Annotated in this window: 20 protein-coding genes; 12 read left to right on the forward strand and 8 right to left on the reverse strand. The window is 44.2% G+C overall.

Going from position 1 to position 20,335, the window contains the following annotated elements:
* Nucleotides 1-22: 22 nt before the first annotated feature.
* Together urtC and urtD are read left to right on the forward strand one after the other, a co-directional pair.
* Complete coding sequence (urtC, locus tag NG798_RS15725) at nucleotides 23-1,168, forward strand: urea ABC transporter permease subunit UrtC (RefSeq protein ID WP_261224618.1); 1,146 nt, start codon at nucleotides 23-25, stop codon at nucleotides 1,166-1,168.
* Between the two features lie 133 nt (nucleotides 1,169-1,301).
* Nucleotides 1,302-2,051, forward strand: coding sequence for an urea ABC transporter ATP-binding protein UrtD (urtD, locus tag NG798_RS15730; protein WP_261224619.1), 750 nt, complete (start codon nucleotides 1,302-1,304; stop codon nucleotides 2,049-2,051).
* Nucleotides 2,052-2,224: 173 nt separating this feature from the next.
* Here the strand turns inward: urtD and NG798_RS15735 are convergent, their stop codons facing one another.
* Both NG798_RS15735 and NG798_RS15740 read right to left on the reverse strand, forming a co-directional pair.
* Complete coding sequence (locus tag NG798_RS15735) at nucleotides 2,225-3,217, reverse strand: pentapeptide repeat-containing protein (protein ID WP_261224620.1); 993 nt, start codon at nucleotides 3,215-3,217, stop codon at nucleotides 2,225-2,227.
* A 29-nt stretch (nucleotides 3,218-3,246) separates the two neighbouring features.
* Nucleotides 3,247-4,059 carry a hypothetical protein gene (locus NG798_RS15740; protein WP_261224621.1) on the reverse strand — a complete coding sequence of 271 codons (813 nt, stop codon included), beginning with the start codon at nucleotides 4,057-4,059 and terminating at the stop codon, nucleotides 3,247-3,249.
* 345 nt (nucleotides 4,060-4,404) lie between these two features.
* On the opposite strand from NG798_RS15740, the gene urtE reads away from it, so the two are divergent.
* The 4 genes from urtE (at nucleotide 4,405) to NG798_RS15760 (ending at nucleotide 9,637) form a co-directional block, all read left to right on the forward strand.
* Nucleotides 4,405-5,103: an urea ABC transporter ATP-binding subunit UrtE gene (urtE, locus tag NG798_RS15745; protein ID WP_261224657.1), complete on the forward strand. Its 699-nt coding sequence runs from the start codon at nucleotides 4,405-4,407 to the stop codon at nucleotides 5,101-5,103.
* 32 nt (nucleotides 5,104-5,135) lie between these two features.
* Nucleotides 5,136-5,990, forward strand: a complete 855-nt coding sequence (locus tag NG798_RS15750; RefSeq protein ID WP_261224622.1) for an urease accessory protein UreD — start codon at nucleotides 5,136-5,138, stop codon at nucleotides 5,988-5,990.
* Between the two features lie 396 nt (nucleotides 5,991-6,386).
* Complete coding sequence (locus tag NG798_RS15755; RefSeq protein WP_261224623.1) at nucleotides 6,387-8,018, forward strand: NB-ARC domain-containing protein; 1,632 nt, start codon at nucleotides 6,387-6,389, stop codon at nucleotides 8,016-8,018.
* Nucleotides 8,015-9,637, forward strand: coding sequence for a protein kinase (locus NG798_RS15760; RefSeq protein ID WP_261224624.1), 1,623 nt, complete (start codon nucleotides 8,015-8,017; stop codon nucleotides 9,635-9,637). The genes NG798_RS15755 and NG798_RS15760 overlap by 4 nt, the downstream gene beginning before the upstream one ends.
* Nucleotides 9,638-9,696: 59 nt before the next feature.
* Here the strand turns inward: NG798_RS15760 and NG798_RS15765 are convergent, their stop codons facing one another.
* Entirely contained in the window at nucleotides 9,697-10,017 is a 321-nt protein-coding gene (locus NG798_RS15765) for a hypothetical protein (RefSeq protein WP_261224625.1), read from the reverse strand.
* Nucleotides 10,018-10,540: 523 nt separating this feature from the next.
* On the opposite strand from NG798_RS15765, the gene NG798_RS15770 reads away from it, so the two are divergent.
* Nucleotides 10,541-10,879, forward strand: a complete 339-nt coding sequence (locus NG798_RS15770) for a P-II family nitrogen regulator (RefSeq protein WP_261224626.1) — start codon at nucleotides 10,541-10,543, stop codon at nucleotides 10,877-10,879.
* 119 nt (nucleotides 10,880-10,998) lie between these two features.
* On the opposite strand, the gene rdgB is transcribed toward NG798_RS15770, so the two are convergent.
* Both rdgB and NG798_RS15780 read right to left on the reverse strand, forming a co-directional pair.
* Nucleotides 10,999-11,583, reverse strand: a complete 585-nt coding sequence (rdgB, locus tag NG798_RS15775; RefSeq protein WP_261224627.1) for an RdgB/HAM1 family non-canonical purine NTP pyrophosphatase — start codon at nucleotides 11,581-11,583, stop codon at nucleotides 10,999-11,001.
* Nucleotides 11,584-11,715: 132 nt separating this feature from the next.
* Nucleotides 11,716-13,179: a phosphoglucomutase/phosphomannomutase family protein gene (locus NG798_RS15780; protein ID WP_261224628.1), complete on the reverse strand. Its 1,464-nt coding sequence runs from the start codon at nucleotides 13,177-13,179 to the stop codon at nucleotides 11,716-11,718.
* A gap of 331 nt (nucleotides 13,180-13,510) precedes the next feature.
* On the opposite strand from NG798_RS15780, the gene NG798_RS15785 reads away from it, so the two are divergent.
* The 3 genes from NG798_RS15785 to NG798_RS15795 all read left to right on the forward strand — a co-directional run bounded on the left by NG798_RS15785 (nucleotide 13,511) and on the right by NG798_RS15795 (nucleotide 16,298).
* Nucleotides 13,511-14,509 (forward strand): calcium-binding protein, encoded by a 999-nt coding sequence (locus tag NG798_RS15785; RefSeq protein WP_261224629.1) that lies wholly within the window; start codon nucleotides 13,511-13,513, stop codon nucleotides 14,507-14,509.
* Nucleotides 14,510-14,614: 105 nt separating this feature from the next.
* Complete coding sequence (gene tmk, locus NG798_RS15790) at nucleotides 14,615-15,265, forward strand: dTMP kinase (RefSeq protein WP_261224630.1); 651 nt, start codon at nucleotides 14,615-14,617, stop codon at nucleotides 15,263-15,265.
* Between the two features lie 43 nt (nucleotides 15,266-15,308).
* Entirely contained in the window at nucleotides 15,309-16,298 is a 990-nt protein-coding gene (locus tag NG798_RS15795) for a DNA polymerase III subunit delta' (RefSeq protein WP_261224631.1), read from the forward strand.
* A 188-nt stretch (nucleotides 16,299-16,486) separates the two neighbouring features.
* Here the strand turns inward: NG798_RS15795 and NG798_RS15800 are convergent, their stop codons facing one another.
* The 3 genes from NG798_RS15800 to NG798_RS15810 form a co-directional block, all read right to left on the reverse strand.
* Nucleotides 16,487-16,780, reverse strand: coding sequence for a hypothetical protein (locus NG798_RS15800; RefSeq protein ID WP_261224632.1), 294 nt, complete (start codon nucleotides 16,778-16,780; stop codon nucleotides 16,487-16,489).
* Between the two features lie 297 nt (nucleotides 16,781-17,077).
* Entirely contained in the window at nucleotides 17,078-17,320 is a 243-nt protein-coding gene (locus tag NG798_RS28025) for an HNH endonuclease signature motif containing protein (RefSeq protein WP_317619603.1), read from the reverse strand.
* Between the two features lie 207 nt (nucleotides 17,321-17,527).
* Nucleotides 17,528-17,842 (reverse strand): hypothetical protein, encoded by a 315-nt coding sequence (locus NG798_RS15810; protein WP_261224634.1) that lies wholly within the window; start codon nucleotides 17,840-17,842, stop codon nucleotides 17,528-17,530.
* 237 nt (nucleotides 17,843-18,079) lie between these two features.
* Between NG798_RS15810 and NG798_RS15815 the strand changes: the two genes are divergently transcribed.
* Nucleotides 18,080-19,420, forward strand: coding sequence for an NB-ARC domain-containing protein (locus NG798_RS15815; RefSeq protein WP_261224635.1), 1,341 nt, complete (start codon nucleotides 18,080-18,082; stop codon nucleotides 19,418-19,420).
* Between the two features lie 663 nt (nucleotides 19,421-20,083).
* The gene (locus NG798_RS15820) at nucleotides 20,084-20,302 is read left to right on the forward strand and encodes a hypothetical protein (protein ID WP_261224636.1); all 219 of its coding nucleotides are present in this window, start codon (nucleotides 20,084-20,086) and stop codon (nucleotides 20,300-20,302) included.
* The last annotated feature ends 33 nt before the right edge of the window (nucleotides 20,303-20,335 follow it).

Raw genomic sequence — 20,335 nt, forward strand, 5'->3', positions numbered from 1 at the left:
AAGCATACAGGAGAAATAAAAAATGCACAAATCTGAAAACAAGCAAAAACTAATCACTGAGGCAGGAATTGTTGCTGCTATTGCCTTAATTTTAATCTTTGTAATGCCGGCCTTCTTGCCAGAATTCCGCCTCAGTTTATTAGGCCGATTTTTATCTTTGGCAATTGTGGCTCTAGGAATTGATTTAATTTGGGGTTATACGGGGATGTTGAGTTTGGGGCATGGCGTTTTATTTGCCTTGGGTGGATATGCCTTAGCCATGCACTTAAAATTACAAATTCCCCCCGATGCAAGTATTCAACTGCCAGAATTTATGACGCTTTATGGCGTAACAGAATTGCCGGCTATTTGGCAACCGTTTCGCTCCTTTGGATTTTCCTTAGTGGCGTTGATTTTGATACCGGCAATTTTGGGGGCGCTGTTGGGTTATTTAGTATTTCGTAACCGAATTCGCGGCGTTTATTTTTCGATTTTGACTCAGGCAGCCACAATTGTTTTCTTTAACTTTTTTAACGGTCAGCAACAGTTAATTAATGGCACTAATGGGTTAACTGATTTTCAAACAATTTTGGGAATGCCGGTCAATTCAGCCCCAACTCAATTTGGGATTTATTGCGTGACAATTTTGTGTTTAGCTGCTGCTTATGCCCTTTGCCGGTGGCTGACAAGTGGCAGGTTTGGACGCTTATTAATTGCCATTCGAGATGATGAAAGTAGGGTGCGTTTTTCGGGTTATGATCCTACAGGTTATAAGGTCGTAGTTTTTGCAATTTCTGCTGCCCTTGCCGGTGTTGCCGGTGCATTATTTACCCTCCAAAGTGGCATCATTTCACCGAAAGCAATGGATATAGCTTTTTCGATAGAAATGGTAATTTGGGTTGCCGTTGGCGGACGAGCAAGTTTAGTCGGTGCAGTTTTGGGAGCCCTCGTCGTTAATTTTGCAAAAAGTCTTCTCAGCGAACAATTCCCCGAAGTTTGGTTATTTTTTCAAGGCGCCTTGTTTTTAATTGTGGTGATGGTATTGCCGAATGGTTTAGTCGGCTGGTTCCGTCAACAAGGCATGGATACCTTTCGCGCGGTGTTTGGAAAGCGCCCCTCCGTCGCCACTTACCCCAGTTTGGAGTTAGATACAGAAGTTCAAAGAGAGCGCGACGACTTAGGAGGATAAGTTATAAAGTGAGCAACTAAGTGATATCGTGCTAGTTGCGGAATAAAGTGTATATAGGCAGCTACCGGCCCATAGCCTCTCTGGCCGGCATCCTCCGATCCTCCCCACAAAAACTTCAACTCCACCCCAAACTATGAGCAGCAAAATATTAGAAATTGACGATTTAACTGTTAGTTTTGACGGATTTAAAGCCCTGAAAAATTTAACTTTCAGCATGGATACCGGCGAATTACGAGTTATTATTGGCCCCAATGGTGCCGGTAAAACAACTTTTTTAGATTCCATCACCGGCAAAGTTAAACCCACCCAGGGAGAAGTGCGTTTTAAAGGGCGAAATATCCGCTCCTATTCCGAACATGAAATTGCCCGATTGGGCGTAGGGCGCAAATTTCAAACACCGCGAGTTTATCTAAATTTAACCGTTAGAGAAAATTTAGAAATTTCTTGCAATCCCAATAAAAATGTCCTAGCTACCTTATTTGGTCGCCCTTCCATTTATGAGAAAAAAACCATAGCTGGACTATTAGAAACCATTGGCTTAGTTGCCAAAGCCGATATTTCCGCCGGCTTGCTTTCTCATGGCGAAAAACAATGGTTAGAAATTGGAATGTTAGTAGCGCAATCCCCCGATTTATTGTTAGTAGATGAGCCGGTGGCTGGCTTAACCGATGAAGAAACCGAATTAACCGGCAACTTATTAATTTCCCTCGCAGAAAGCCATTCAATTATAGTCATTGAGCATGACATGGAATTTGTGCGTCAAATTGCCCGCCAAGTCACAGTTTTACACGAAGGAACTGTTTTATGCGAAGGTACAATTCAAGAAGTACAAAACGACCCCCGCGTTATCGAAGTCTATTTAGGGCAAGAAACAGAACATTAATACACAAATACATCCCACAACATTCATCCGCATTCATCTGCGTTCATCTGCGTTCATCTGCGTTTATCTGCGGTTAAAAAGCTCTATAGTGGGGGTATTTTTATAACCGCCGATGAACGCATATAAACGCAAATAGGTTATTTCTTGAGTATAAAATTTGGTATGACAAATAACTACTTATAAACCTTTCCATCCGGTAAAATAGCCCCTTGCAAATTAGCCCCAGCCAAAATAGCACTGCTTAATTCAGCGCGAGCAAGATTCGCCTTTGTTAAATTAGCACCCGTTAAATCAGCCCTTGCTAAATAAGCATCCGTTAACTCAGCATTGGATAAATTTGCATGGCGCAAATTCACTCTGCTTAAATCAGAATTCGTTAACTTAGCACTCTGCAAATTTGCCCGGTTTAAATTAACTTCACTCAAATTTGCATCAGAAATAAGCGCCCCCTGCAAAACTGCATTGCTTAAATCCGCCGCCGGCAACTTTGCCCGCGTTAAATTTGCCCCCATTAAATTAGCAAACCGCATATTTGCCCCCGCTAAATTAGCTTCTGCCAAAAAACCGCGAACTATATTTGCCTCGCTTAAATTAACATTACTCATCTCTGCATTCCGCAGCGTTACATCCGCTAAATTCGCGCCACTTAGGTTAACTTTTGTCAAATTCGCCCCCGTTAAATTCGTTCCCCGTAAGTCAGCTTTCCGCAAACAAGCGCCGCGTAAATTTGCAGTATAAAGTCGTTTTTCCTCGCGTAAATTTGCCCCCACCAAACAAGCACCGGTTAAATTTGCCCCCCGTAAATCTGCCCCCCGCAAATCTACTTCAATTAAATTAGCATCCATTAAATTTGCCAACGTAAAATTTACCAAACTTAAATTTGCCCCTTGTAAACTTGCACCGTGTAAGTCTGCATCGTGTAAATTAGCCCGACTCAAATTTGCCTGATTTAAATTAGCGCCGCTCAATTTTGTAGCTATCAGATTTGCTTTCATTAAATTGGCGCGATTAAGGTATGCAAACATCAAATTTGCTCCTTGAAGGTCTGCTTCTGCTAAAATAATTCCAATTAAGTCAGCACTTACTAAATTTACGCCCACTAAAGAAGCACCTTTAAAATTTTTTATTCCATCTGCATATTTCAGCAAAAGTTCCGTAACGTTCATCAATCCCTCAAGTTAAAAATAAATTGTTTTCACGAAGTGGTCAACTGACAAGTTTCATCCTCATCGTCATCATCCTCTCCCACCCAATTAGTCGCCTGGTTGTTGCTACTATTTGGTTGAGATGCCGAGGATTCCGTTTCTTTCAAGTCCTCCTCTTTCACCTCCGTATAGTAACCTCGCAGCGCCATAAAAATCGTCTCAGCCGCTTGGATATTTTCCGAAGAACTTGGCAGGCTTTTGGCAGTCTTATCCAGCTTATTTTTAAGCTGAGGCAACGTCGGACAAGCGCGGTATAACCTAATAATTAAATCATCGATTTCGTGCCGTTTTAGTAAAGATAATTCATCCTCCGTATAGCGGAATTGATGATATAATGTTGAAAAAATAAGAATTTTAGCTCTTAAAGGATTTGTATAACGCAAAATATCTAGTTTGATGTCAAACAAATCATTTTTATCTTTGGGGAAACTAGAAATTTTGGGAGGAATAGAGGCCGGCTTTGGCACACCATCTTGAGACACTGTAGGCGATTGATTAGCAGTCACAGCCTCCGTAAAAACCGGCCCTACCAAACTCAAAATCGTATTAGAAATACCAACATATTCGGCTTTTTTATTCAACGTGCCGGCGGCGCGATACAAAACTTCCCTCAAACTTTCTCGCGTTCTATTAGCCGAAATTAATTCCTGAAAAACTCCTGAAAAATTTAATTCTTCCAGCTTATTTATATCCTGTATCCAAACTTTTTTTGCCGCCAAAAAAATTATTTTTTTAATGCGAACCGACTCAGGATGCTGCTGTAAATTATTAACAACTTGGTTGATAATAGAGGGGCTTTCCATTGGTGTATTTTGGTTCAAAGCATCGGCTATTTAGGAGGCCAAAATATAGTAGCAGGCAGTTTGCCCAAACTCAAGTAATTTTCTCCCCAAACAAAATAGCCGGTTTATTTATAACGTTTTTCAGTGATCTTGGTACAGTTTGGGAGTTCTTTAAACCCTTCTCTATAAAAACCGGGTTTTGGCCGTACCCAGTTCTATGAAAACCGCCATAGAAGGATGTTGATATTATACCCATTTAGCGCCATAATCTACTAAAGTCAACAAAAAATCTCCTTTCAAAAAGCCAAAATGATACCAGCCAACCCAGTCTTTAGTCCCACAGAACCCTCCTTGCCAACCCAAACCATGCTGAAAGTATCGGGGTTAAACGTTTACTACGGCGAAAGTCACATTCTGCGAGATGTCGATTTAAGCGTACCCAGAGGAAAAATGGTGTGTTTGATCGGACGCAACGGAGTCGGCAAAACCACCCTTTTAAAAACCATCATGGGCTTACTCAAACCCCGCAGCGGCACCCTCACCTTTGCCGATCAAAACCTCAACACATTACCCACCGACAAAAGAGCAAGATTAGGATTAGGATACGTCCCCCAAGGAAGAGAAGTAATACCCCGATTAACCGTCAAAGAAAACTTATTACTCGGTTTAGAAGCCCGTCCCCAAACTGTCAAAAATCCCACGATTCCTGATGAAATATTCGAGTTATTCCCCGTCTTAAAAACCATGCTTTCCCGCATGGGAGGCGACCTCAGCGGCGGTCAACAACAACAACTAGCCATCGCCCGCGCCCTGATGGGAAAACCCCAACTTTTGCTATTAGACGAACCCACCGAAGGCATCCAACCCTCAATTATTTTAGAAATAGAAAATGCAGTCCGCCGCATCATTGAAACCACCGGCATCTCAGTCTTATTAGTTGAACAACACCTGCATTTTGTCCGCCAAGCCGACTGGTATTATGCCATGCAAAAAGGCGGAATTGTTGCCTCTGGAAACACCAGCGAACTCTCCCAAGAAGTCATCCAAAGATTTTTGGCAGTATAAAAAAATCACCTTCAAACCTCCATACCTTATCAGTGTCCTCCACCTCTTATCAAACCCAATCAAACTCATGGCATGGCAAAATTAACCTCATCTATGCCAACCAAAACAACACCACAAAAATCACCCACAACCACACCCAAGCCCCCCTAAAAATTCAACAGCCCTTTTATCCCGAAGGCACAGAAATTTGTCACAGCGTTATCCTCCACACAGCCGGCGGTATCGTTGGCGGCGATCAACTTTCCTATAACATCCATCTGCAACCAAACTCCCGCGCCCTCATCACCACTACCAGCGCCAGCAAAATCTATCGTAGCCCCGAAAAAACCGCCCAGCAAACCATCAACATAAAACTCGATAGCGACGCACATTTAGAATGGCTACCCCAAGAAACAATCATCTTTAAAAACGCCAAATTTCGCCAAGACATCAAAATAGAACTCCAGCCAAAATCAACCCTCCTCCTATGGGAAATTAACCGCTTTGGACGCACAGCCAGCGGCGAAACCTTCACCACCGGCCACTGGCGTTCAAACATCGAAATTTGGCAACAAAATCACCCAATTTGGATCGACCGGCAACAACTCATCGGCAGCCCCCAAACCATCAACAGCCAACACACCCTAGCCGGTTTTCCCCTCACCGCCACCCTCACCTATATAGGCAACCCAATCTCAACAGAAACCCTCCAAAAAATTCGCCAACTCAGCCAACACAACCCCGATCAAACCCAAACCGGCACCACCCGCCTCAGCAACGGCTTAATCTGCCGGTATCGCGGCCACTCCACCCCAGAAGCAAGAACCTGGTTGATCAACATCTGGGACATCCTGCGACAAACCTACCAAAACCGGCCCAGTTGTCCGCCGCGAGTTTGGCCGGTGTAATTGCCATCTTGGAAAAAACCTGCTCCCCTATACTTGACAACTTTTTTGCTCTCACTTAGTATGAAAAGAAAAAGGCAAAACAGGCTGGCAACCAACCGGCCCGCCAAAACACCAAAAAGCAGCCGGTAAACCGCCTCACTTCTCACTTAAAAATATAAAGAGAGAGGCCACAAAAGCCGGCGGCACTCCTGCCTAATTGATCCAACCCAAACAGTGACACCCCCTCGTCACACATCACAAACCAGCACTACCGGTGCCGGTCAATAATATCTCCCAAGCGTTCCATCGCCTACCCCCCTGCAACATCTCCCAGAGAGGGGAACTCACACCTATTGGAAAAACCAAGTCACACAATATAATAGAAAATGAATATTTCGTAAAAGAGAGACCACAGCCTTGATTCTTCAAATTCCCGTAGACTACCTACAAAGCGTAACCAGCGAACGCGGCGTATCCGACGCCGAACTAGAAGCCCTACTCATGGCCCTAGACGGACAATCCACCGCCGAAATAGCCGGCCAACTTGGCATCAGCAACATCGCAGTTCGCAAACGCCTCGGCGAAGTGTACAGAAAATTTAACATCATCGGCAGAGGCCCAGGCAAACTCGCCGAACTGCGGCACATCGTCCTATCCATGTATCAAGGCGGGCCCACCCAAGCCGTCTTTAACCCCCCCGAAAGAACCACCACAGCAGCCCCCCTCAGCAGCCCCCCCCGCCGCAAAGACCTAACCGAAGCCCCCGACGTCTCCAACTTCTACGGACGCAGCCAAGAACTCAAAGAACTCGATCAATGGGTTTTGCAAGATAGCTGCCGGTTAGTCGGAGTCCTTGGACTTGGAGGCACCGGCAAAACCACCCTCTCCGTACAACTCGCCAAACGCAGCGAAGACGAATTTGATTACGTCATCTGGCGCAGTTTGCGAAACGCCCCCCCCATCCAAGACCTCCTTACCCAACTCCTCCAAACCTTCTCCAACCAGAAAAAACTCGACATCCCACCCGACCTCAACAGCCGCATTTCTCGACTCATCGAATACCTCCGCAAAAACGACAGCCTCATCGTCTTTGATGACTTTGAAAGCATCCTCAAAAGCGAAGAACTGGCCGGTCAATACCGCAAAGAATACGAAGGCTACCGCGAACTACTCAAACGCATCGCCGAAGCCAACCACAACAGTTGCCTAATGCTCATCTCCAGCGAAAAACCCGCAGACCTCGCCCTACTCCAAAGCGACAAAGTACGCACCCTCACCCTCAGCGGTTCCGAAGAAGTTTGCCGAGAAATCCTCAAAGAAAAAAACTTCACCGGCGAAAAAGCATGGCCCACCCTTATTGATCGCTACGGCGCAAACCCCCTCGCCATCAAAATCATCTCCGCCACCATCACCGAAGTCTTTCAAGGCCACGTTACCGAATTTACCAAAGACACAACCTCCTACTTTGCAGACAGCCTCAACGACCTACTCGGTGCCCAATTTGGACGCCTCAGTGAGTCAGAAACCGAAATCATGTACTGGCTTGCCCTCGAAGGCGAACCCATGTCCCTCGCCACCTTCCGCGACGAACTCGTACTCCCAATCTCCCAATCCGAACTCCTCAAAACCCTCGCATCCCTCGACCGGCGCAGCCTCATCGAAAAAACTTCTCTTAGCGGCGAAACCCTCTTTAGCCTCCAGCCCCTGATTATGAAATACATTCGCGGGCGATTCATCGAACAAGTTTGCGAAGAAATCCGCGAACTCGTCAAAACCCAAAAACTCGACAACCTCCAACTACTGCGTACCCACGACATCACCCAAGGAGTCGAAGTCAAACCAAAAAACATCCCCCCCATCCTCAAAGCCATCAAAGACAAACTCCTCCAATCCAAAATGTTTAGCAACCCAACCTCCGTAGAAGAACCCCTAAACATCCTCACTCAAATAGTCGGCAAACTTGACGGCAAATCCCGTCTCGAAATCCAATATGCCGAGGACAACCTCAACACTTTAATCACCGTACTCAAGGAAGACCTAAACTCGTGATTTACTGCATCAACCCCAAATGCTCTAATCGAGAAAACCCAAACGACTTGGATGCCTGTCACCACTGCGGTTCCAGCCTACTCATTAACGACCGCTACCGCGTTGTTAAACCGTTGCGACCCCTTAACCCAACGTATCCAACCGATATTTACGAGGTCAAAGATTGGGGCGGGGTTGATGAAGACTGGGGAGCGATCAAAGTCCTGAAAGTTTTAAAATACAACAACAACTCAGACTTAGTTCGTCACTTTCAACAAGAAGCCCGCGTCCTCATGTTCCTCCGCGATTCGGGCTTCCCCAGCGTTCAACCAGAGGGCTACTTTACCTTTTCTCCCAAAAAAACTACTCAAAAACTCCATTGTTTAGTAATGGAGAAAATCGAAGGAGAAAACCTAACCACCTGGCTGCAAGAAAACGGCCCCATAAACTTAGAAAACGCCCTCGAATGGCTCAAAGAACTCACCCAACTTATTGACAAACTCCACGAACAAAACCTCGCCCACCGAGACATCAAACCCTCTAACATTGTTGTCCGTCCCAATGGCAATTTAAGCATCATCGATTTTGGCATCGCCGGTGTCGATAATTGGGGCGAAACTTGCGTCGGCACCACCGGCTATGCACCCAGCGAACAAATCATTGGTAAAGCCGTTTTACGATCAGATTTTTTTGCCTTGGGACGTACTTTTGTTGAATTAATCACCGGCCTTTCTCCGATGGATTTTCCCAGCGATGAAAAAACCGGCAAAATTTTTTGGCGAGAAAAAGCTAAAACTTTAAATTTCAAACAACCAGCAGATTTATTATTTGCCGGTTTACTTGATGACTTAATGCAGCCGGCCTACGAAAAACGCCCCCGCAATACTCGCGCCATCCTCAAACGCATCCAAGTCATCGAAAAAGCCCTCGAAAATCCTGTTAAATTTCGTTATCAAAAACTAGCCATAACTGCCGGGTTAATTGTCGCCGGCATCATCTCTATACCGTTTGTCTTTCCTACATTAAATGACTTATTTCGCCGCATCGGCACCGACAAATATCTTGAAGGCGATCTTCAAGGCGCTAAAATTTACTACAGTTTAGCAGAAAAAATAAACCCCAATTTTGGCCCAAATTTATATAGCATTGGGCTTATTTGCGAAGATCAAAAAAACCTAGAATGCGCTCGCAATAAATACCTGGCTGCAAGTAAATCTGACGAGCAACATTCAGCAGCATCAGCCATCAGTAACCTCAGCCGCATTGAAATTTTAAACAGAAACATTGACACAGCAATTAACTTACTCACACCTAATTTAGAGCGTTCCAACCACCCCAGAATTAAAGCCGCCTTATACAAAAATCTGGGTTGGGCAGAATATGCCAAAGGCAACTCTAGCCAAGCAGAAACCCACCTGCAAAAAGCCATAAAATTAAAAGACGAAAACCCCGAATATAAAAACTGGTCAGCCCCCCATTGTTTACTGGCAAAAGTTTTAGAAGAACAAGGCAAAAAACCAGCCGCTCTCTTACAATGGGATTACTGTTTAAAATACGCCCATCTCCCAAACAGAATCGAAGAACAAACCTGGCGAGTAGAAGCCTACCAACGCTTAAATAAATCAGCAAAACAAAAATAGACCCAGAAGTGGGAAAAACACCCTTGTGGAATACTTTTTTCCCAAGGGTATAAGTTTCTTTAAACCCAACCGGCCACAAACCTCATCTCATTCTCATTTTCTGGCTCATCTTCTTCTGGTATTTCAAAAACCTCTAATTTTTCCTCCTCCTCTATCGGCTCAACTATACCAGCCTCCAAACCAGTTGGCGTTAAAATTTGCTCCCCGCTAAACCCCGCCTGGTTTGGCTTTCTGTTATTTTCTGACCCTGAACCGTTAACCCAAAAATCTAGCCGGTCGTACCTTTTCCACCAACTCAGTTGAGATTTTGGCTTTTTCAGCGCAACTCTTCTCACCGGCCCTTTCCCTAAACGCAACAAACCTGATACTTGAGTTCTCATATCACACCCTCCATTTTGTTTAACTCACACACTAAAGTTGGCCCAGACTAGATTCAAGAAGCTAAACGCAAGCGAGAATTTTGTGAGATTCTCCCACACTTTCCTATAGCAGCAGAGAAACAGCGAATATCGATTTTTCTCTGCCCAGAAGATTTTAAAGATGCCACTGGAGCGCTTTGTCGAACTTTGCACCCTTGTTGCCCCACTGAATGTAGTAGACATCTGTATTTACTTTGCTACCTCAATTTATTCTCACTAAAGCTTGACTTATATAATAAAGCAAAAAATCAATCTTTAGTTAAAATATATAAAAATTTATACTGAGTTTTTTAGTATATTCATATAACCCTCAGACCCCTACCTCCAGACAAATACAGAAACGACTGCGAACCGGCGGCAGAACCCCAACAGCAAATCTTATGGAATAAGGTATCAAACGCTACATAAGACTCAGGGTAAGCGGTGGTAGTACAATGAGCGTGCTAGTTATCTGCTAAACCCATAAACATAAGGAGTCATCCCCTTGAAAAAGGTAGAAGCGATTATCCGCCCCTTTAAATTAGACGAAGTGAAAATCGCTCTCGTCAACGCCGGCATCGTTGGCATGACGGTTTCGGAAGTCAGAGGTTTTGGCCGGCAAAAAGGCCAAACTGAACGCTATCGTGGTTCAGAGTACACCGTCGAATTTCTGCAAAAACTAAAAGTCGAAATCGTTATCAACGACGATCAAGTGGACATGGTTGTAGACAAAATCATCGCCGCCTCCCGCACCGGCGAAATTGGCGACGGTAAAATCTTCATCTCCCCCGTCGAGCAAATCATCCGCATCCGCACCGGCGAAAAGAACCTCGAAGCCATCTAGGGATTTTAGATTTTAGATTAGATTTTTGGAGGGTGGGCAAAGCCCACCTAACAAGATTTTAGATTTTCTTGCGGAATTGCCCCAACGAGTAAGCCTATCGAAAATCTAAAATCCCAAATCTAAAATCCTAAATCTAAAATCGATAGCTGCGGGATTAAAGCCTCAAACGCCTTACCGCGATGGCTAAACTGGCGCTTTAACTGCGGTGTCATTTCCGCAAAGGTTAATTGCTGTTGAGGAACATAAAAAATCGGGTCATAACCAAAACCACCACTCCCCCTGGAGTTGTGCAAAATCTCACCCCGACAAACTCCTTCCAAACACAGCGCTATCGAACCATCGGGACGCGCCACAGCCACAGCACAGACAAACTCAGCCTGCCGGTTCGTCTCCTCACCCAACTCCCGCAGCAGCCGAGAAATTCTTTCGGCATCGCTTTGGCCATAGCGTGCCGAATACACCCCCGGTGCCCCACCAAGGGCATCCACCGCTAAACCCGAATCATCGGCAATAGCCCACTGATTTGTGGCTTTAGCAACCTCGGCAGCCTTCAAACAAGCATTTTCAATAAACGTCGTGCCGGTTTCCTCCACGTCTAACTCATCCGGCTTCAAGCGCAACTCAAAACCCAAATCGGCTAAATAAGCCTGCATTTCCTTTAACTTGCCTGGGTTGCCGGTGGCAACAACTAATAATTTAGTCATTTGTCCTTTGTCCATAGTCATTAGTCATTTGTCATTTGTCCTTTGTCGTTTGTCAAGAGTCCTTTGTGCTTTGTCTTTTGTTGTGCTCTACTAATGACCAATGACTAATGACCAATGACCAATGACTAATAACTAAAACTGATTTGCCCAATCTTTGGCCCAGTTTAAGGTTTGATGAACGTCTTTAAGGGTGGCGGCTTCACAATATAAACGCAACACCGGCTCAGTGCCACTAAAACGAATCAACAACCACCGGTTATCGCCCAAACGAAACTTGTAACCATCCACCGGATTACAATCAATCACCGGCTGACCGGCAATTTCTTTTAAAGGTTGATTTTGCAATTGTTCTAACAACTTAGCCCGCACTTCCATACTCGCCAGCGGCAAATCAATGCGATCATAAGCCGCAAAAAAGCCGGTCTGCTGTTGCAAACCACTATACAATTCACCCAAATCTTTATTAGACTCAACCACCGCCTCTAGCAAATAAAGCGCCGACAGTAGGGCATCGCGTTCGGGAATATGAGTTCCGTAACCAATTCCTCCCGACTCTTCACCCCCCACCAACACCGCTACCTCTAACATTCGGTCGCCAATATACTTATAACCAATTGGCGTTTCAAACACCGGCAACCCATATAACTCAGCGGTTTTTGGCATCAAATCTGACCCACTCACCGTTTTAACGACTTCCCCTTTCCAACCTTTGCGCTTTGCCAAATGTTCAATCAAAATCGGAATTAACACCTGCGAACTCAAAAAATTACCGTGTCCATCAACGGCGGCAATGCGGTCTGAGTCGCCATCAAAGACAAATCCAACGGCCAAAGTATCGGGATGAGTGCGCTGGTGGGTTCGCATTTTCCGAAAAAGTTGCGACAAATAGCGGGGTAAAGGTTCCGGGGCACCGCCACCAAACAGCGGATCGCGGTCGCTATTAACTTCTTGTATCGGCATTCCCAAAATTTGAGCCAATCCCCCCGCTGCTGCTCCGTGCATCACATCTGCAAAAACTGTTAATTTTTTGCTTTCCATTGCGGCGTGAATTTGCGGCAAATTTACTTTAGCCTGCAATCCTTCACAATAAGAAGGCCAGGGATTGAATTTGTCTAATTTGCCTGGGGTGGGAGAAGGCGGTGCCGGTGGCGCATTTAATTTTTCCTCAATTTTTTTTGTGACTTCTGGGGAGACAGAACCGCCAAAATAACCCTTGACTTTTAAACCTAAATATGCGGCGGGGTTGTGACTAGCGGTGAGAACAATGGCACCGAGGGCGTTTTTTTGTTTAGCGGCCCAACTAAAAGCCGGTGTGGGAGCATAACATTCAGAAAGCAAAACATCAAAACCGGCTTTTTGAATAGAATTTGCTGCGGTGGCGGCAAAATCTTCTGCCAAGAAACGCCGGTCATAACCAACAATGATGGTGTTGCTGTGGGTGATCGTGCCATAAAGTTCTGCCAAAACTTGGGCGGCAATTGGTGCAACAAGAGCGACCCTTTCAAAGGTAAAATCGGCGCCAATTACACCACGCCAGCCATCGGTACCAAACTTAATCGGAGTATTACCGGCCGGTACAGTTAAAAGTTCAACCATAATTAAATCTGCCTTGCTGTTGAAAATAGGCGGGTCATTGGTAATTAGTCATTGGTCAAGAGTCAAGAGTCAATTGTCCTCCCCCCTTTCAAAGGGGGGGTTAAGGGGGGTGGTCAAGCAGTACAGTACAACAAAATACTAATGACACTCCTACAAAGTACAGACGTTCGCAGCAGTTCGTCTCTACTGACAAATGACACTCGTACAACAGACCAGTCATACCTCCCTCATTATTAATAAAAATCGAGTTTTGGCAATGATTCCCTAAATCTTGATATATTGGTTGGGCGCGTCCCGAAGGTGTTGTTGCAAGAGGAGCAAAAAGTAAAATATGGCCATTTTAATAGGAGATGAACTAAATAACCAAATTATCGGAACCGCACAGGCAGATCAAATCAGCGGTTTAGCAGGAGATGATACGCTGTTTGGTCGAGAGTTGGAAGATTTGTTAAATGGGAATGCCGGTAAAGATGTTGTCTACGGAGAGGCCGGTAATGATACGGTGCGCGGTGGTGCCGATGATGATACGCTGTTTGGCGGCGATGGCAATGATATTGGATTTGGCGATTTAGGAAATGATTTGCTGTTTGCCAATAGCGGGGATGATTTTTTGTATGGTGGCGCTGATGATGATACGCTGTGGGGCGGTCAGGGCAATGATACGTTTGTGGGAGATATCGGTGCTGATTATGCCTATGGTGATTTAGGCGATGATTTATTTTTTGGCAATGCCGGTGCTGATTTAATGGTCGGCGAGGATGGTAAGGATACTCTGCGTGGGGGTCGGGATGATGACTCGCTTAGCGGTGGTAATGATAATGATGTGCTTTATGGTGAATTTGGTAACGATATTATCAGTGGCAATAGTGCTAATGATGTGGCTTTTGGTGGCGAAGGTGATGATACTATCCGGGGAGGTCGCGGGGATGATTCTTTGTTTGGCGATGAGGGTAATGATTCGATTTTTGGTGATTTTGGGGCTGATACTCTCACCGGCGGAACGGGCACTGATGTGTTTGTGATTTCTGCCGGTGCTGGGCCTGAGTTTATTGCTGATTATTTGGATTCGGATGATTTTATTGGTTTGGGTGATGGTGTGACTTTTGCGGATTTGGAAATTAGAGAGGGGATTAATTTGGTGGCTGAAAATGTTTTGAGTAGGTTTACTGTGATTAATGGCCCTGGTGGGAAATTATTGGCAATTGTGGCAAGTCTTCCGTCTCCTAGTTTGCTGACTGAGGATGATTTTATTTTGGTTGCGGATACGGGACTAGGTTCAACCGGTACGTCTGGGGGTGCTTCTACTTTACCTGGTGGAACGAGTTCTTAATTTTGGCAAGGTTTGCGCTTGGGATTGGCAATGATTTTTGCAAAGGATTTTTGCACCATCCCAGCCCTTTTAGTGATGATTGATTTGGGCTGATTATTTATTTTTATGCGCGGCAAGTTTATTGTTTTTGAAGGGGTGGAAGGTTGTGGCAAAACAACTCAATTGCAGAAGGTGCAGGGGTGGTTGGCAGAACTTTTGAATGGTAGGCCGGTTGTGGTGACGAGACAACCGGGGGGGACTGAGTTGGGGGTGCAGTTACGCCGGCTTTTGTTGAATCCTGGGCCTGGTGTGGTGATTCAAAATCGGGCTGAGTTGTTGTTATATGCGGCTGATAGGGCTCAGCACGTTGAGGGGTTTATTGAGCCGAATTTAGCGGCGGGGGCGATTGTTTTGTGTGATAGATATACGGATTCAACGGTGGCTTATCAAGGGTATGGCCGGCAGTTGAATTTGGAGACTATTGAGGTGTTAAACCGGCTGGCAACAAATGGGTTAGAAAGTGATTTAACGGTGTGGTTAGATGTGGATGTGGCGGTGGGTTTAGGGAGGGCGAAAAAGCGGGGTGTGGCTGACCGGATTGAGCAGGCTGATTTGGAGTTTCACCGCAGTGTCCAAAACGGTTATACTGAGTTGGCAAAAATTCATCAAAAGCGGATTGTGCGGGTGGATGCCGGTGGATCTGTGGATGAGGTTTTTGGGGAAGTTAAAAAAATTTTGAGTGGGTATTTTTTGAAGTGGGGTTTTTTGGGGGATTAAGGAATGAGTTTTAACCAGATTTGAATAGGATTATTGTTTGGGGATGAGTAAGGAAGAGGGTTTTTTTGAGTTGTTAGTGGGTCAAACTCAAGCGGTGGAGTTGTTGGTGCAGGTGGTGCGCCAAAATCGAATTGCACCGGCTTATCTTTTTGTGGGCCCGGAGGGGGTGGGGAGAAGTTTGGCGGCGCGGTGTTTTGTGCAGTTGCTTTTTTGTTTTGATGCGGCAGAAAGTAAGGATCAAAGTAATATTAAAAATCGGGTTTTTCAGGGTAATCACCCGGATTTGTTGTGGGTGGAACCGACTTATTTACATCAAGGAAAACGGCTTTCGGCTGCGGAGGCGGAGGAGGCGGGGGTGAAGCGAAAGGCACCGCCACAAATTCGTTTGGAACAAATTCGAGAAATTGGGCAGTTTTTGAGCCGGCCGTCTTTAGAAGCGTCTCGATCTGTGGTGGTGCTTGAGGGTGCTCAAACGATGGCGGAGGGTGCGGCAAATGGGTTATTAAAGACTTTGGAAGAACCAGGAAATGCAACGCTGATTTTAATTGCGCCGGCGGCGGAGTCGCTTTTACCAACTTTGGTTTCTCGTTGTCAGCGGATACCTTTGCAACGGTTAAATAAGGGGGGGATGAAAGAGGTTTTGAAGAAGGCCGGTTTTGAGGAAATTTTGGGTGAGAAGGTGATTTTGGAATTGGCGCAGGGAAGTCCGGGGGAGGCGATACGTTGTTGGGAACAATTGCAGACAATTCCGGCAGAGTTATTGCAAAAGCTTACAGAATTGCCAAAAAGTCCCCGCGATGCGCTTGAGATGGCGAAGGAGGTTGATAAGGTTTTGGATACGGAGGCTCAGTTATGGTTGGTGGATTATTTGCAGCATTGGTACTGGCAAAAGTTATCGTTGCGGGGTTCTGGTGAGTTGGTGATCAAACAGTTGGAGGAGGCGCGGAAAAATCTTTTGTGTTACGCGCAGCCGCGTTTGGTTTGGGAGTGTACGTTGTTGGCAATTTGTCAAGGTGCGGTGGCGGGCCGGTGAGGGGGAGAAATAGAGAATAATTTTACAAATAATTTTAGAAACCGGTTTCTTAATATCATCTCTGTCAGCCAACAAAAGCTATCGCAGTAAACCGGTTTCTTTGCTTGGTTGATGTGGGGGGCGATTCCCTCCGGGACGCTTCGCGAACGCGCATATTATTTTGCTAATATGCTTGCTAATATGCGGGTTCAAGAGATTGGTAAAGTTAGACCACTTTCAGGCAAGCTAGAATTGCTGAGAACAAGATCCTCAACCTCTCTAATTTGATTCCAATCAATTACGGCCACCCAAAGACTTTCCTCCTCAGAATATTGCACTTCTCCATCTGCTTCTAAATCTTCACTATACAGGGTCAGCAATTGACCCTCTTGCAGCTTAATATTGTGACGACTCAAATCAGAAATCGTACCAACAGAATTAAGCCGAATCCGACCTTGTTCATCGGCATTATGAAAGTCGGCAAAAATTTTATGAGCGCTCATAAAGTTACTTTAATTAGGATGATTGTTTCGCTGGATTGGGAATAGTTGGTGTCAGGAGAAAGCTGCATAGAAATCCGGTTTTTTTGTTTGGTTACTTAACTTTTTGGTAGGGTGCGTTAGTCGGCAATAAACTTAATATTTTTACCGATATTTAAAAATCCGCATAATGCACCATTTACAAATATAAAGGTACCTTATGCGGATAGAAATATTATTAATTGTATGCCTAAAAATTTTTCCGTCTACCCCACAGTATCACGTCCTATGAAATTACTACAGAAAAATTTCAAGTTTTAGTCAAAATCGCCAAATATCTACTTTGATTTCACCATTGTGATACGCTCTGTGACAGTCTGGGCAAAGCGTCATCATATTCTTTAAATCCGCTGGTCCACCCTCACTGTAAGCAATAACATGATGTCCATGTGCGACTTCTCCGATTTTACCGCAAATTTCACATTCGTTCCCATCCCTCTGTTTAACTAATTTTTGTGCTTTTTGGTGTTCTTTCGGTCGTTTTTGACTGGCCACATTACTCACCTTTTATTTGCTTCTTAGAGGAACCTTTGTTTTGCTTGTTAGAGGAACCTTCAAAGACTTCTGGATTTGCCCCTAGAATAGAAATATCACTATTGGGAGCTTCGGACTTGACTGTCTTAGCTATCTTATTAGCGATATCTATGTAGTTATTCTCATCCAAATTGTTGACAGTAATTTTAAGAGACTTTTTACTCACTATTTACCTCATTAAGCATTTAAAGAAAATATTTTCTCTCCACTCTTTGGATCGATGGCCAAGGCTTCAACTACACCATCTCCATGAGTGATTATCATCACTGGTTTTTTAGACAATTTAGGCTGTCCATTCTCATCAAGATAGACGGCGTAAGTTAAAACTTCCTCGTTTTTTTGCCTCACCACTATATGGATTTCGGTGCCAATGTATGAGACATTCAAAACTTGGTCGCCTTCTTTAAGGATTTTTATGGTTAGCTGCTGCTTGCTATTGTCGAGATTAAAAAGTTTAGGTTGATCTATATGCTTCTCTATCGCTTGCTCCATGTAGTTAACCTTCTAAATAAAGAAAAGTTGATTTATATTGATACTACCAGTTAATTTTTATGAAGTAGTTTGTAAAAAACATAATTTTGTTGGCAATTTTGTCGTTCATTCCAACTCCCGATAGTCAAAAATGTTGGACAATGCCATAATTTGTTGGAAAATGTTAGGAAATGTTGGGTATAATACGGAAAATCACGAATTCTACCCGACTCCATGAATCTTGATGAAGTGCTAAAAATGGCTGATGCTCTTGTTTTTGCTAAAACCGGCCAATACCTTGATGATTTGCAAAAGGCAATTCTGCGCGGAACTTTACAAGGCGAAAAATACAGCAAAATTGCACAAGAAAAGCACTGTAATGAGAGTTATGTTCGGGATGTTGGAGCAAAATTATGGGAGACACTTTCAAAAGAATTAGGAGAAAAACTCACTAAATCCAATTTTCGCTCGACAATGGAGAGGCTGCAAATCTCGATAGTTTCACATTTAGAACCGCATCACAACCAAATTAGCAACGTTAATATCTGTGGAGAAGCCAGACAACCCCCAGATACACCCAACCCAAACCCGAAAAATAAAGAAACATCTAACCCCCAACAAACCCCAAATTTATATCACGATTTAACTGAAATGCCCAAGTTAGGCAACTTCTATAATCGTACTGGTGAACTGGAAAGCCTGAAAACATCAATCCTCACAGAAAAGGCACAACTTTTAACCATTACTGGCATGATAGGGATGGGCAAAACCGCTGTGGCGATAAAACTTGTAGAAGACGTTAAACATGAATTTGAATATGTGATTTGGCGTAGCCTGGAAACTTGCCCTACCGTCTCCCAATTGCAAACCAATTTAACCGATTTTTTTACCGAGGCGGGTAATCAAACTTCACCGCTACCCCTGATGAAATCTTTACAAAATCATCGCTGTTTAATTATTTTAGATGATATCCATTACCTGTTTAGGCGGGGAGAATTGGCCGGCCAGTATCAACCGGGATATGAGGATTATCGCAGTTTTTTTAAACAAATTAAAGAGCGATCTCATCAAAGTTGTTTTCTGCTGATTGGTTGGGAAGCACCGCGAGAAATTTCTCAAATTAAAAACCCAAATACGCCTAACTTAATTTTGATCGGCTTAGACACTGCATCAGCGCACCAAATTATCGCAGAACAAGGATTAGAAAGCGACGAGAATTGCTTAGGATTCATTGACTATTATCAAGGCAATCCTTTATGGTTAAAAACTGTGGCGAATTTTCTGGCTGAATTAGGCTTAACTGTGACTGAGATGTTACAAAGCCAGCCTTTTTTATTGCCTCAATATTTGCAAGATATTTTAGAGCAACCGTTGGCTTGGCTATCGGAACGCGAAAAGCAACTTTTATCTCTGTTAGCTAAAGAAGATGAGCCGCTCGCACTCGCTAAATTATTAGAAATTGCCCGGATGCCATCTTCAGATTTACTCGATAGCCTACAATCTCTTTACCGTCGTTGTTGGGTAGAAAAAACTGGCCATATTTACATGATTTCACCTCTATTGAGACAGTATATCGGACTCAGAAACCGGCTTTCTTAACAAAATTTCTGTGCTCAAATCAAAGTTATCAGATAAACCCGGTTTCTTTGGTGAAGCACAAAACAAGTTTTTTCTGTTATTCGTGAGGATGGCCCTTTTGTTAATTTGCTGGCAGATAGTGTAGCGGCTAGTTAATTAGGCGGGCGGCTATAGGCAGTCTACTGCTGATAGGCCGATTTTTTTGTGACAATTCTTATTATCTTAGCTGGGAAATTTATGGTGTTATTTGAAATAATTGGGTTATAAGTAACTCTTATATTTAAACAAAGATTACTATCATTTAATGATATAGAGTGAATTTCCCAGAAAGTCAAGCCCCCACCTGCTTTTTTTTGGGGCCGGTGAGGGGAGAAATAGAGAATAATTTTACAAAAACCTTGACGAGATATAAAAAAACTAGCTACATTTCGGGAATATTATAAAAAGAGGCTGTAGTTGAAAGGGTGTGGCATTATAAATACAGCAGGCAAGATGCACTGCGCTACTGAGAAGCGGCGGTTTTTTTGGTTAAGTCGTCTTATCAGAGCCGGTCGCGTCCGCTTTCAGGATTATAAGCAAAACCGTTAATACTTTTGGGAGAGGTGTTTGACGGTTTTTATTGATGAAAAATCGGGGTGACATTGGGGTTGATTGTCCATTAAAAGTTAAAGGAATTGTAAGGCAATGTCTCAAGAAGTTAATCGAAATTCTGGGGGAGAGTTGGAGAGGGAAAGTAATATTATTAAGTCTCCCTGGGATGAAGAGGAGCCGCCGAAAAATAAATCTTTGGGACGGAGGAAGGATCAAGCATCCAAGAGTGATGATATTACGACGATAGCGAAAGGTTTGGCTGTGGGTATTATGTGGTCTATGTCGGGGCTGCTGGATGAGGAAAATGAGTGATTGAGGGGAGAAGAAAAAGTTGGGTTGAGGGAT

Origin of the sequence: Ancylothrix sp. D3o (assembly GCF_025370775.1) — a bacterium.
In the GTDB taxonomy this organism is placed as follows: domain Bacteria; phylum Cyanobacteriota; class Cyanobacteriia; order Cyanobacteriales; family Oscillatoriaceae; genus Ancylothrix.